Source organism: Clostridioides mangenotii TR, assembly GCF_000498755.1.
Classification (GTDB): domain Bacteria; phylum Bacillota; class Clostridia; order Peptostreptococcales; family Peptostreptococcaceae; genus Metaclostridioides; species Metaclostridioides mangenotii_A.
The window spans coordinates 26,735-39,808 of record NZ_AXUS01000019.1 but is presented as its reverse complement, the minus strand read 5'-3'; the positions used below and the strand labels follow the sequence as shown (position 1 = coordinate 39,808).

The window sequence follows — 13,074 nt, the reverse complement described above, 5'->3', positions numbered from 1 at the left end:
TAATAATATAATTATAAATAAGATTTAGATAAGGAGAAAATAAAATGGAAGAATTAATAAGAAACGTAGAAAAAGCAAAAGCAATTGATTTCGATAGTTTAGTAAGTTGTAAAGAAGGGCAAATAGAAACAGTAACTATGGCTCAGAAGAAAGGTGTAGGAGTAACTGCATTAGCATTTGGAAAAGGCGAAGGTGTTGGTCCTCACGCTGCAAAGGGAGACGCTTTGATTTACATCCACCAAGGTGTTGCGACTGTAAAAATAGGAGAAGAAACAATGGAAGCAACAAAAGGTCAATTAGTAGTAATGCCAGCTAACATACAACATCAAGTAACTGCAAAAGAAGATATGAAAATGCTTTTAGTAGTAGTAAAAGAGGATTAAGTTATGAGATATTTAAGAAATATTAAACCATTTGAGGCTATTGCTATGACTGACATGATAAGTCATACTGGAAATACTATAGCGAGTAAGGCATTAATAGATAATGATAATACAGAGATAAGATTCTTTTCATATGCTTGTGGAGAAAGTATAGATAAAGAGTATTATGAAATGGAAACATTATTTGTAATGATAGAAGGCAGTGCTAAAATTTTGTATAATGAAAGCGATGAAGTTGTAATAAATAAAGGTGATGTTGTTGCGATGGAAGCTGATATAAATTATGGTGTAGAGGCATTAACTAATGTAAAATTATTTAATATCTTGGTAAAGCCATAAAATTAATAATAGAATAATTTGATATATTTCAAAGGCGATAACCGATTAAGGTTAGCGCCTTTTATGTGATTATAGAGGCTTTGTCTCATTGGCCATATAGAATTTGCATATATAAAGATCATATTGTGTAAATAAATTTTTCTAATGCTAGGTTTGTATTACTTTTTTTAATCTAATTATTATAGGTTTTATATGTATCGGTTTAGCCTATGGTGGAATAACACCGATAAATTCAGCTTTTGTTAATGATTTTCATGGAAGTGAAAATTATGCTGTGAATTTGTCATTAGTTAATATGAATTTATTTATCGCATCTTTTGGAAGTACCATAGCAGGATCACTTTATGATTCTACTGGTTCTTATTTTTCTACATTAATTGCTATGATTATAGCAGTAATATGTAGTTTTGTTTTTACATTTATGATAAAAAAGTTTAATTTAGTAGAATTCTAGTGGTAGCTGATACTAGTTCAAAATTGTAGCATATTAAAAAGTCTATGCAATCTAATTTTATAGAGCGCATGGACTTAGTTTGATTATATAGCTAATAAATTATTTGATGATAAAGATATTTTAAAATAATTAAATTTTCATATGTATAAAACTATATAGGGAATAGAATTTGACGCCTGTTTTGATGTATTATTCTTTTATTTTTATGTTATAATATTTATGAAAGCAAATACAAAGAATAAAATACATATTGAATATGGACTAGAAGTTTTAAATGATCTTATTATGGATCAAATCATTGTTCCTAATGACAAATTGGAGGGTTAAATATGAAAATCACTGAAGGATATATGCCTTTTAAAGGTTTCAAAACTTATTACCGTGTAGTAGGTGAAGCAACTGAAGGGAAGAAACCATTAGTACTACTTCACGGAGGACCAGGTTCTACACATAACTATTTTGAGGTATTAGACAAGATAGCTGAAAGTGGTAGACAAGTAATAATGTACGACCAAATTGGCTGTGGTAATTCATTTGTGGAAGGTCATCCTGAGTTATTTAATGCTGAAACTTGGATAGAAGAGCTTATAGAACTAAGAAAACATCTTGGACTTGAAGAAATTCACCTTTTAGGTCAATCTTGGGGAGGAATGCAAGCTATTTGGTACGCTATTGAGCATAAACCAAAGGGAATTAAGTCTTATATTCTTTCATCTACTCTTTCTTCTGCAAAACTTTGGGAAAAAGAGCAAAAGAGAAGAATATCATATATGGATGAAGTTTATAGAAAACCTTTGCTTGAGGCAGAGAAAACAGGAGATTATTCTAGTAAAGAATATGCTGAAGCATTAGACAAGTTTATGCTAATGTACTGTGCAGGCGAGGTAACTGAAGACTCTCCAGAGTGCTTAAGAAGACCTAAAAAAGCAGGTTCTGAAGCTTATGTTGTAGGATGGGGACAAAATGAATTTTCTCCAACAGGTACTCTTGCTGGATATGAGTTTACAGACAGATTACATGAAATAAAGGAACCTTGTTTGATAACTAGTGGAGCTATAGATTTAAGCTCACCATATATTGCAAAAACTATGTATGACAGAATTCCTAACAGTAAATGGGAGTTATTTGAGTACTCAAGACATATGCCGTTTGTTGAAGAATTTGATAAGTATGTAGAAGTTCTAAATAAATGGTTAGAGGAAAATGATTAATAGTATATAATGATTAAATTTAAATAAATTTAGATAAAGAGATAGAGATTAAGCGATATATGCTTAATCTCTTTTTTATTACAATTTTAATATTGATTTTATATAAAATACAGGGTTGTAGCATTTGTCAATTACTATTCTTTTAGTGAATTATATTCCTAGTATAATCATTCTGCTTTATTTTAAATTAAAATAGCATTGTGGCAAAAAGACAATAGTGTTTACTCAGACTAATTATTTCCGTCCTTATTTGAGTTAAAATTGTCATACCATTTTTTAACCATTTCTTCAGTTATATATAGACTATTTAAATCAAATGCAGAAAAACCATTGCTATCCTTTAAAGCTTGCTTAAATAATCTCTTGGCTTCCTCGTTTTCAAAGATCTTGTGTATTTTTGCTTTACTCATCTGCACGTCTCCATAAAAAATGTATTTAAATTAATTATAACAGAGAAATCATTTGTTTTCCAGATTACAACTATACCTCAATTATAAACTAATATTAGCTTATAGCTTATTTTATATACATAAATCTCTAATATTTGCTAAAGCTGTAAATCGTTTGAGTTTAAATAAATTTCAAGTTAAATTATTAATTTAAAACTATATAAATTTTAAGGTGTATCGGAGTAAATACTAAAATATTGACATATCTATCTCATATGTTATACTCTGTATAATTGTAAGGAATCGAGGTGATAGATATGTTTAAAAAGATTAAAAATCAAAATAACTTAAAAAGTGTAAATTCCCATGCAGAATAGTAGAGGTGCAACAATCTGTGTGGGTTTATAAGTTGCATCATCTGCTGATTCTGCACTTTATTTAACTATTTATTAAGTAAAGGGGTAGAGTTATGAAATATATTAACGCGGCAGACGTGCTTCCAGAAGAACTATTAAACGAGATTCTGAAATATGTAAATGGTGAGCTACTGTATATTCCCATAGCTGGTGTAAAGCAGAAATGGGGAGAAAATAGCGGTTCAAGAGATTATTATAACAAACGAAATAGTGAGATAATCTATCAATACGAAAGTGGCATTTCGATAACGGAAATTGCCAAAAAGTATTGTTTATCATATGATTCAGTAAGAAAAATAGTAAAAAGATGAGAGAGGTACTTTACCATTTTGGTAGAGTATTTTTTTATAGGAAAAAACAATTATAACTATTTTCAGGGCTATCGCAAAAGTATTTTGAAGAGTATATTAGGTTATGATATAAACATCAAAACATAGTTTATGATCGTACTTGACATATATAAGGAGGTTAAAAAATTATGATACATTCTTTCTTACTGGTTGGTCAATCAAATATGGCCGGCCGTGGATTTTTAAAAGATGTTCCGCTAATTTGCAACGAACGTATAAAAGTGATACGCAATGGGAGATGGCAAATCATGTCGGAGCCAATAAACTACGATCGTCCATATGCGGGCATCGGACCTTCTGCTTCTTTTGCAGCAGCGTGGTGTAGAAAAAATGAAAATGAAGATATTGGGTTAATACCTTGTGCTGAAGGTGCTTCAAGCTAGATGACTGGGCAGTGGATGGACCGATATTTGAACATGCTATATTTCAAGCAAAACTAGCTCAAAAAAGCAGTAAATTGGAAGCAATTCTCTGGCATCAGGGTGAAAATGAATGTTCTTCAGGAAATTATAAACTTTATCATGAAAAGTTTGTAAAAATTGTCGAGGCATTTCGCCGCGAACTTAATGGATCAGATATACCAATTATTATAGGTGGAATTGGAGATTATTTAAGAAATGGTTGGCTAGGTGAGTATTTCACTGAACACATCGAAGTCGATCAGGAACTTAAGAAATTTGCTAACACTCAGGAGAATTGTTATTTTGTAACAGCATCTGGTTTAACACCTAATCCAGATGGCATACATTTAAATGCAGTTTCACAAAGAATATTTGGCGTTCGATATTTTGATTCCTATGATAAACTTCATCATGTCTTAGAACCTTTGGAAGGTGAAGAAGATGCAATTAATATCGAGAGTGAAAGGACTTTAACAAAAACTGAAAAGAGCACGTTACTAGAAAATAAATTTGTTAGAGGGGATATGTCACTAGAAGATTATAAATTGCAAATGAATATTAAGTAATGATTAATGAATATTAAATGATGATTCAAGAAGGCATTAAAATTCACGCTCTGAATTATTCCAATTAAAAAGCCAATTTCTATAAATAATGTAGAAATTGGCTTTTACCTATTATATAGTATGATCATTTTCTTCTTTTATCTCTATTGCTGTTTCGTAGAATTTAGCTAAAACAAAACATAAAAATCCTATTGCTAAAGAAACAAATGAAACTACAATCGATGACATAACAGTTAGCCCATATAAGTATATATCAAAAATGAAATATAATGATATTTGAATAATATTAAATATTAAAATTTCACTAAAGGACCAAAATGATATTTGTTTTAAATATCTAGGTATTTCTCTTGAAAATATTTGCTCCGATGATATTATCTTGCATAAACGCTTTAAATTAAATAATGCTATAAGATAGGGAGCAGCACAAATATATATTCCTATTGATATATTCATTGGCATATTACTTCCAACTATTCCCAATCCAGATTTAAAGTAAGCAGTTAGTATTAACGGTGTCGCTACAAGCAATAATATAGTTAAAATAATTCCTACCAAAACAATTTTATCTAATATTTTTAAACCTAAGTCTTTTTTCATAATGTTACCTCAACTTTCCCTGTAGAATATTTTATTCTTTGCTTAACATTTATTTGTTTAATACTTCTATTTTTAATATTGTAACCTCCATTTTGTTTACTAAACATATATTAACATGTTATTTGACAAAAAACAATAAAAAAATATCGAAAATCAATAAAAAAATATTAATTATCAATACTGTTAAGAGTCGATATATTTGTAGATATATATTTTATATATTATATAAAGCAAAATAACGCACATATACGATGTGTAACAAATACCAAATACTAGTTGGCGTATAGCAGGCATATTAGAAGAACTAAAAACGCTATAAAAGGAGTACCTATATATTTTAGCAAAATATAAAGTTGGATACCATAAAAAACCTTATGGAATATTTTCCGAATATTTTAAATATAGGTATTATCTATATTTGTATTGAATATATAGATAAAAGTGTATACAATGTTAATAACATGTAAATTATTTAACAATTTTTAATAATATCATTTCTAAAAATAATCACAAAGTCACATCTTAGAGTAACTTAGGCTTAGCTTCATAAGGAAACTCATCAAAGTAGTCCATTAAGTTATAGAATATTAGTTTTTATTTATCGCAGAGTTTTCTATATAAGTTGAAAATTCTTTGATATAAATTTAAGTCATGCTGGGTACTTAAACAAAACTCAGAGGAACTAAATTCAATAACAAGGAGGCGTTTGTAATGGAAGTACTAACGAAAATTGTAAATGCAGTAAATGGTATCTTATGGGATAAAAATATCCTACTATTTTTACTTGTTGGAACGGGTGTCTGGTATACATTTCAATTAAAATTTATTCAAATTAGAGGTTTTGGAGAAGGATTTAGAAGAACTTTTGGAGGTTTGTTCAAAAAGAGTGAAAAAGCTGGCGCAGAGGGAATGACACAATTTCAATCATTAGCTACTGCAGTGGCAGCTCAAGTAGGTACTGGGAACTTGGCGGGTGCAGCTACAGCAATTGCAGTCGGAGGACCTGGAGCTATATTTTGGATGTGGATCAGTGCATTTTTCGGTATGGCGACAATTTATGCAGAAGCTACAATGGCACAAAAGTATAAGCAAATCGGTGAAGATAACACAGTAACAGGTGGCCCTGTTTATTACATACAGGGAGCATTTAAAGGGAAATTTGGTAAAATTTTAGCAGGTTTTTTTGCAGTATTTATTATACTTGCCTTAGGATTTATGGGGAATGCAGTACAATCAAATTCAATTGCGGCTGCGTTTGATATTGCTTTTGGTTTAAATCCACTTTTAGTTGGTGTTGTATTAGCAGTCTTAGCATATATAGTATTTTCTGGTGGAATTGCAAGAATAGCTAAAGTTACAGAAACAATCGTACCTATTATGGCATTATTTTATATTATAGGAGCTTTAATTGTTATTTTTGCAAACTACAAAAACATACCTTTGGCATTCCAAGAAATATTTGTAGGAGCATTTGCACCTCAGTCAATTGCAGGTGGGGTTGTTGGAGCTACTATTCAAAAGGCTATGAGTAAAGGTGTAGCTCGTGGATTATTCTCAAATGAAGCTGGTATGGGTTCTACACCTCATGCACATGCAGTGGCGAAGGTTGATTATCCATCAGAACAAGGATTTGTTGCAATGATGGGGGTATTTATTGATACTTTTGTTATATTAAATTTAACAGCTTTAGTTATTATTACGACTCGTTCTGTGACTCCAGATGCTTCTCTTATAGGTACTGCACTTACTCAAGCGGGATTCTCGTCAGTGTTTGGTAAGTTTGGGGATATTTTTATAGCTATTTGTATGTTCTTCTTTGCTTTTTCTACTATAATTGGGTGGTATTTCTTTGGAGAGGCAAATATAAAATATTTATTTGGAGCAAAGTCTGTTAAGGTATATGCAGTATTAGTGTGTGTTTGTGTATTACTTGGAACACTGGGAGAAGTCTCTATTGTATGGACAATGTCAGATATGTTCAATGGACTTATGGTAATTCCCAATTTAATTGCATTGCTTGCTCTTACTGGAACTGTTAAGGCTGTACATAATGATTATATTAAGGTAAATGGTGGAATAAGTTCTAAAGGTAAAAAGAAAAGACCTACAGCTTAATAATATATAATAATAATATGAATATAGAGTACTCCTGTCTAGAATAGAAAAGGAGTACTTTTTTGTATAGGTAATTCCCTTAAATTAATTATGTATTATAGGAATTTAAAATATGAAGGTCATAAACTAGATTTAATAATTTTAATACAATATAATGATACTGTAAAGGGCAACGACTTTTAATAATAGAGGAGAAGATTGTATGATTAGACTCGAAATAAATACTGAAAATCGATTTGGTATCACTACTGAAATATTGTACAAGCTTTATAACAAGAAAATAGACTTAATATCTATGGAAGTTTTTCCGAAAAAGGTTTGTGTAAAAATAGATGAGATTGATACCAAAACTAAAGAAATATTAAAAGAAGCTATTTGCAATATAGATGATGTAATATCGGTAAATGAAGTACAGTTGTTATCGTATGAAAAAAATGAACAACAACTTCTTGCTGTTATTAACTCTGTGGATGAAGGAATTATATCAATAGATAAAGATTTTAAAATAAATATATTTAATAATTACTGCCAAGAACTATTCAACTATAAGAAAGAAGATGTAATCGGAGTAGATATTAGAGATATTTTAGGTAAAGACGATGCGATTATAAATCTAGTAAACAAAGGTATAGAATACGATAATATTAAGGCTAGTTTACTACATAATAATACTGCAAGTAATTATATAACTACAGGTAGAAGAATAACTAACGATTATAATGAGTCAGTAGGCGCAGTCGTTTCTATAAAAGACGTTAATAAAGCTAGACAGCTTGTGAAAATAATAAATACAAATAATGATGGACCTTTTAAAGATATTATAGGAAATAGTAAAAGTATAGAAAATGTAAAAAAAGTAACAGCTGCAATAGCTAATAGCGACTCAACTGTCTTATTGAGAGGAGATAGCGGTACTGGCAAAGAGCTATTTGCAAATGCAATACACAATTTAAGCGATAGAAAAGATAAAAGATTTGTAGCCATTAACTGTGCGGCTCTACCCGAAAATCTGTTAGAAAGTGAGTTATTCGGTTATGAAAAAGGAAGTTTTACAGGAGCAATTCAAAATGGTAAAGAAGGACTATTTAAAGAAGCTAATTGTGGAACTATATTTTTAGATGAAATTGGAGAGTTATCAATGTTTATTCAAGCAAAACTACTCAGAGTTCTCCAAGAAGGTAAGATAAGAAAAATCGGAAGTAGCAAGGAAGAAAAAATAGATGTTAGAGTAATTGCGGCTACTCATAAAAATCTTGAGCAGATGATAAAAGATGGAGAGTTTAGAGAGGATTTATATTATAGATTAAATGTAATCCCAATAAAGATACCTAGTTTAAAAGAGAGATTAGAAGATATACCTATATTAGTTCAATTCTTTATAAATAAACTTAATAAGAAATTAAAAAAAGATATAAAAGGATTTAAAAAAGAATTTATAGATGAGCTAATGTGTTATGAGTGGCCAGGCAATGTAAGGGAACTTCAAAACTTAGTTGAGAGGTCTATGAATTTATGTAATGGTGATATTTTAACGTCTCAGGATATTGTTATCGATTCGATTTGCAAAAATGAGGATATTGTAAACAATTTTGTTGAAAAAGAGAAGATAGAGCCGAAATCATTAAAAGAAGAAATGGAGAATTATGAAAAAGAAATAATTAATAAGGTATATAATACCGAAAAAAGTTATAGAGAAAGTGCCAAAATACTCGGTATATCACATACTGCTGTAATGAATAAGGTTAAAAAGTACAATATTAAGGAAATAAATGCATAGTGTCTAAATAGGTAAATATATGAATAAAAAAGTAGATAGATAGTATTAATTGTAAAAAATGCGTAAATAAACATTTACTACTGTAAAGTAAAGTTTACGATAAAAATAGAAAATGTAAACATTAATTTACAGTGTGAATTTAATTAAAAATAAAGTTCTATTATAATTGAGAAAACGTTTCGGTAAGTGGAGCTTTATCAATGTATTCGTTAAAAAATATTTTTCTGTGTAAAAATCTAAAGTTGGTATGAGAATTGCTCTTATATAATAGCGTAAATAAAATATTAGGAGGAATTAAAAATGGAAAACTTAAAAAACGCTAAATTTGGAACAAAAACTGTACACGGTGGATATGAAAGAGATACAAGAACAGGAGCTTTAACTACTCCTATTTTCCAAACTTCTACATTCGTGTTTGATAGTGCTGAACAAGGAGGAAGAAGATTTGCTCTTGAAGAAGGCGGATATATATATTCAAGATTAGGTAACCCAACTAATACTCAACTTGAAGACAAAGTTGCGTTACTTGAAGGTGCGGAAGCTTGTGTTTCAACAGCTTCTGGAATGGGTGCTATAACTTCTGCATTATGGTCTGCGCTTAAAGCTGGGGATCATGTTGTAGCAAGTAAAACTTTATACGGTTGTACATATGCTATGTTTAATCACGGAATCAGCAGATATGGAATAGAGGTATCATTTGTAGATGCTTCGAATTTAGAGGAAGTTAAAGCTGCAATGAAATCAAATACAAAAGTTGTTTATTTAGAAACACCTGCAAACCCTGATTTAAAATTAATAGATATCGAAGCTGTATCTGAAGTTGCTCACAGTGTAGAAGGTTGTATGGTATTTGTTGATAATACATTCTGCACTCCTTACCTACAAAGACCATTAGAATTAGGTGCTGATGTTGTTGTTCACTCTGCTACTAAATATTTAAATGGACACGGTGATGTTGTAGCTGGGTTCGTTGCTGGTAAATTAGATTTTATAACTCAAGTAAGATTATTCGGAATCAAAGATATGACAGGTTCTGTATTAAGCCCATTTGATGCATACTTAATAATTAGAGGTATGAAAACGCTTCAAGTAAGAATGGACAGACATTGCGCAAGTGCAATGGTAGTTGCCGAATTCTTAGAAAGCAATGAAAATGTAACTCAAGTCAATTATCCAGGTTTAAAAAGCTTTCCTCAATATGAATTAGCTCAAAAACAAATGGATAAACCAGGTGGAATGATAGCATTCGAAGTTAAGGGCGGATTAGAAGCTGGTAAAAAACTATTAAATTCTTTAGAATTATGTACATTAGCCGTTAGTTTAGGTGATTGTGAAACATTAATTCAACATCCTGCTTCAATGACTCACTCTCCTTACACTCCAGAAGAAAGAGCTGAAGCTGGTATATCAGAAGGTTTAATAAGAATATCTGTTGGTCTTGAAGATCCAGAAGATATAATAGCAGACTTAAAACAAGGTCTTGATAGATTATAGAAATTAGAAACACCCATACAAACTACCTTTAAAAAATAATAAGGGGAGAAGATGTTTTTGAATCAATATCTTCTCCTTTACTGTACATAAAATTTAAAAGGAGACCAAAATTATGCAAGAATCGAATAAAGAAGCAGGTAACGAAATAAGTAAAGGCAATGCAATTGCACTTGCTCCGATTGCTGTCTTTTTATTACTATTTATGGGTTGCGGTATAGCAACTGGTGATTTTTATAAAATGCCAGCTTTAATAGCCTTTATAGTGGCTGCAGCAGTTGCTTTTATGATAAATCCCAAAGGAAAAAAAGACTCTTTCGATACTAAAATGGATGTTTTTTGTAAAGGCGCTGGAGATAGCAATATAGTTATTATGTTGGTCATATTTTTATTAGCAGGCGCTTTTGGAAGTGTTGCAGCATCAATGGGAGCTGTAGACTCAACAGTAAACATGAGTTTATCTGTCCTTCCGCCAAATTTATTAGTAGCTGGACTTTTTCTAGTTGTATGTTTTATATCCATATCTATGGGAACATCGGTTGGTACTGTTTCTGCATTGACGCCAATAGGTATAGGAATAGCTCAAAAGACGGGAATACCATTGGAGTTCTTAGTAGCAATCATAGTTGGTGGAGCAATGGTAGGTGATAATTTATCTATGATTTCAGACACTACTATTGCGGCTGCAAGTACTCAAGGTTGTCAAATGAAGGACAAGGTTATAAAAAACTTCTTTGTCGTACTACCTGCTGCACTTTTAAGTCTTATAATAATTCTAGTGATGACTTCAGGTGTTCAAACCGTTCCAGGTGAAAGTCATCCTTTCCAAGTAGTTAAAGTTTTACCATATCTAGGTGTATTAGTTGGAGCATTGGCAGGACTTAACGTTTTCATGTTACTAGGTGTAGGAATAGTATTCGCTGGTGTTATAGGATTCTTTACAAATTCTCTAAGCATGTGGGGATTTATTGAATCTATATCTAAAGGGATGGCAGGAATGCAAGAGCTATGTCTACTAGTTTTAGTAGTAGGGGGAGTTATTGGATTAATTAAACACAACGGCGGTATGGACTTTATTCTTAATTACGTAACTAGCAAAATCAAAAGTAAGAGAGGCGCAAAATTTGGTATAGCTATTTTATCAAGTATTATCGATCTTTGTACCGCAAATAACACTATTACAATCATCACAGCAGGGCCTTTAGCTAAAGATATAGGTGAAGAATACGATCTAGATCCAAGAAAAATAGCCAGTATTTTAGATATATTCGCTTCTTGTTGGCAATGTATGATACCATATGGTGCTCAAATACTTACAGCAGTAGGGATAGCAGGCGTTTCATCAGTTTCCATAATCAAATATCTACACTATCCATTATTCCTACTTATTTTCGGTATTATTTCTATTACTATTGATTTCCCTGAGTTAATTGCGAAGAGAAAAGTCGATAAACGAGAAAAGACTATAAGTTAATATAGAGTAAGTTTATATTTTTTTATATAGGAAAACTTTTTTGGTAATTTAATATCTTTAGTTTTAAATGTTATATATGAATATACATAGAAAAGATGTACATCTAGAGATTTTGCTCTAGGTGTACATCTTTTTTTATTTTTTAACACTAATTTAATCAACTATATAAATTGAATTCATATAATTGTCAAAATCTAAAAGCTATTATAGCTATGGGGATTTTGTTATAATTATGTTTAAATCCATATAAAAAGTATATTTATATAATAAGTAATAAAAATAATAGATACGGAGGGGAACAATGGAAGAATCAATACTTATCGAAAATATAAAAATAAATCCTTCAACTATAAAAACCATATACAATCCAACAGATGAGATGAAGATAGCGGCCATTAAAAAAGATGGAACTGCATTAAAATATATAGAAAATCCAACTATGGAGATGCAAGAATTAGCTATAGATAATAATGTTAGAGCTATTGAATATATAGATAGCCCCACAGAAGATATGATGATAAAAGTTGTAAACGATGGGTGGAGTAGCTTAGAATATATTAAAAACCCAACTGATAAGGTCGTCAAATTAGCGATAAATCAAGCTGGGTGGGCTATCCAATATATTGAAAATCCTAGTGAGGAGTTGCAATTGTTAGCTGTAAGAAAAAATTACGATTCAATAAAGTATATAAGAGATCCTTATGAAAGCGTGGAAGAAGAGGCTGTAAAAATAAATTCTGTAGCATTAAGATATATTGATACACCTACACATAATGTAGAGGTTATTGCAATAAAGGAAGATGAGTCAGCTATCGGCCTAATTAAAAATTTGGATAAGAAAAAAATGCTGGAATTTTTGAAAGCGAATATTTTAGTGATTAAATATATTGCAAAAAATGTAACTAAAGAGGAATTAGAAGAAGTATTGAAACAAGTATTATCAAAGGAAGATGTTGACGAAAAATATATTAGAGATTTTTTAAATTGTAAAACTATAGATAGGGATAGCGATACTATGCCAATTGATAAAATAATATTTATTTCTAAATTTGGAAGCAAAAAGGCAAAGAAAATAGCTGTAGATGAAAAGTTAAAATTTATATAGATG

At 30.5% G+C, this 13,074-nt stretch carries 12 protein-coding genes and 1 pseudogene; 11 read left to right on the top strand and 2 right to left on the bottom strand.

Annotated features, from left to right (window positions below):
* The first annotated feature begins 44 nt into the window (after nucleotides 1-44).
* The 4 genes from T473_RS0110710 (at nucleotide 45) to pepI (ending at nucleotide 2,387) form a co-directional block, all read left to right on the top strand.
* Entirely contained in the window at nucleotides 45-383 is a 339-nt protein-coding gene (locus T473_RS0110710) for a cupin domain-containing protein (protein WP_024621907.1), read from the top strand.
* Nucleotides 384-386: 3 nt separating this feature from the next.
* Nucleotides 387-722, top strand: a complete 336-nt coding sequence (locus T473_RS0110705; RefSeq protein WP_024621906.1) for a cupin domain-containing protein — start codon at nucleotides 387-389, stop codon at nucleotides 720-722.
* 274 nt (nucleotides 723-996) lie between these two features.
* Nucleotides 997-1,176 carry a hypothetical protein gene (locus tag T473_RS18315; protein ID WP_152522293.1) on the top strand — a complete coding sequence of 60 codons (180 nt, stop codon included), beginning with the start codon at nucleotides 997-999 and terminating at the stop codon, nucleotides 1,174-1,176.
* Nucleotides 1,177-1,505: 329 nt separating this feature from the next.
* On the top strand, nucleotides 1,506-2,387 hold the full coding sequence (pepI, locus tag T473_RS0110695; protein ID WP_024621905.1) for a proline iminopeptidase: 882 nt from the start codon (nucleotides 1,506-1,508) through the stop codon (nucleotides 2,385-2,387).
* Between the two features lie 230 nt (nucleotides 2,388-2,617).
* Here the strand turns inward: pepI and T473_RS0110690 are convergent, their stop codons facing one another.
* On the bottom strand, nucleotides 2,618-2,797 hold the full coding sequence (locus T473_RS0110690) for a hypothetical protein (protein WP_024621904.1): 180 nt from the start codon (nucleotides 2,795-2,797) through the stop codon (nucleotides 2,618-2,620).
* A 448-nt stretch (nucleotides 2,798-3,245) separates the two neighbouring features.
* Here T473_RS0110690 and T473_RS0110685 point away from each other — a divergent pair, with 448 nt between their 5' ends.
* Entirely contained in the window at nucleotides 3,246-3,503 is a 258-nt protein-coding gene (locus T473_RS0110685; RefSeq protein ID WP_024621903.1) for a CD3324 family protein, read from the top strand.
* Nucleotides 3,504-3,670: 167 nt separating this feature from the next.
* Nucleotides 3,671-4,509: pseudogene (locus T473_RS16650) on the top strand (sialate O-acetylesterase).
* 111 nt (nucleotides 4,510-4,620) lie between these two features.
* Here T473_RS16650 and T473_RS0110675 read toward each other — a convergent pair.
* Nucleotides 4,621-5,109: a DUF2975 domain-containing protein gene (locus T473_RS0110675; protein WP_024621902.1), complete on the bottom strand. Its 489-nt coding sequence runs from the start codon at nucleotides 5,107-5,109 to the stop codon at nucleotides 4,621-4,623.
* A 711-nt stretch (nucleotides 5,110-5,820) separates the two neighbouring features.
* On the opposite strand from T473_RS0110675, the gene T473_RS0110670 reads away from it, so the two are divergent.
* The 5 genes from T473_RS0110670 to T473_RS0110650 all read left to right on the top strand — a co-directional run bounded on the left by T473_RS0110670 (nucleotide 5,821) and on the right by T473_RS0110650 (nucleotide 13,071).
* Entirely contained in the window at nucleotides 5,821-7,224 is a 1,404-nt protein-coding gene (locus T473_RS0110670; RefSeq protein ID WP_024621901.1) for an alanine/glycine:cation symporter family protein, read from the top strand.
* Between the two features lie 202 nt (nucleotides 7,225-7,426).
* Entirely contained in the window at nucleotides 7,427-9,001 is a 1,575-nt protein-coding gene (locus T473_RS0110665) for a sigma 54-interacting transcriptional regulator (RefSeq protein WP_029791701.1), read from the top strand.
* Nucleotides 9,002-9,301: 300 nt separating this feature from the next.
* Nucleotides 9,302-10,495: a methionine gamma-lyase gene (gene megL / locus T473_RS0110660; RefSeq protein ID WP_024621899.1), complete on the top strand. Its 1,194-nt coding sequence runs from the start codon at nucleotides 9,302-9,304 to the stop codon at nucleotides 10,493-10,495.
* A gap of 112 nt (nucleotides 10,496-10,607) precedes the next feature.
* A complete protein-coding gene (locus T473_RS0110655; RefSeq protein WP_024621898.1) occupies nucleotides 10,608-11,966 on the top strand; it encodes a Na+/H+ antiporter NhaC family protein in 1,359 nt (452 codons plus the stop codon).
* Between the two features lie 301 nt (nucleotides 11,967-12,267).
* Nucleotides 12,268-13,071 carry a hypothetical protein gene (locus T473_RS0110650; RefSeq protein ID WP_024621897.1) on the top strand — a complete coding sequence of 268 codons (804 nt, stop codon included), beginning with the start codon at nucleotides 12,268-12,270 and terminating at the stop codon, nucleotides 13,069-13,071.
* The last annotated feature ends 3 nt before the right edge of the window (nucleotides 13,072-13,074 follow it).

Bases quoted from the DNA above. Each gene is read 5' to 3' on its own strand.
- T473_RS0110710 (WP_024621907.1), top strand. From the start codon at position 45: ATGGAAGAATTAATAAGAAACGTAGAAAAAGCAAAAGCAATTGATTTC.
- T473_RS0110705 (WP_024621906.1), top strand. From the start codon at position 387: ATGAGATATTTAAGAAATATTAAACCATTTGAGGCTATTGCTATGACT.
- pepI (WP_024621905.1), top strand. From the start codon at position 1,506: ATGAAAATCACTGAAGGATATATGCCTTTTAAAGGTTTCAAAACTTAT.
- T473_RS0110690 (WP_024621904.1), bottom strand. From the start codon at position 2,797: ATGAGTAAAGCAAAAATACACAAGATCTTTGAAAACGAGGAAGCCAAG.
- T473_RS0110685 (WP_024621903.1), top strand. From the start codon at position 3,246: ATGAAATATATTAACGCGGCAGACGTGCTTCCAGAAGAACTATTAAAC.
- T473_RS0110675 (WP_024621902.1), bottom strand. From the start codon at position 5,109: ATGAAAAAAGACTTAGGTTTAAAAATATTAGATAAAATTGTTTTGGTA.
- T473_RS0110670 (WP_024621901.1), top strand. From the start codon at position 5,821: ATGGAAGTACTAACGAAAATTGTAAATGCAGTAAATGGTATCTTATGG.
- T473_RS0110665 (WP_029791701.1), top strand. From the start codon at position 7,427: ATGATTAGACTCGAAATAAATACTGAAAATCGATTTGGTATCACTACT.
- megL (WP_024621899.1), top strand. From the start codon at position 9,302: ATGGAAAACTTAAAAAACGCTAAATTTGGAACAAAAACTGTACACGGT.
- T473_RS0110655 (WP_024621898.1), top strand. From the start codon at position 10,608: ATGCAAGAATCGAATAAAGAAGCAGGTAACGAAATAAGTAAAGGCAAT.
- T473_RS0110650 (WP_024621897.1), top strand. From the start codon at position 12,268: ATGGAAGAATCAATACTTATCGAAAATATAAAAATAAATCCTTCAACT.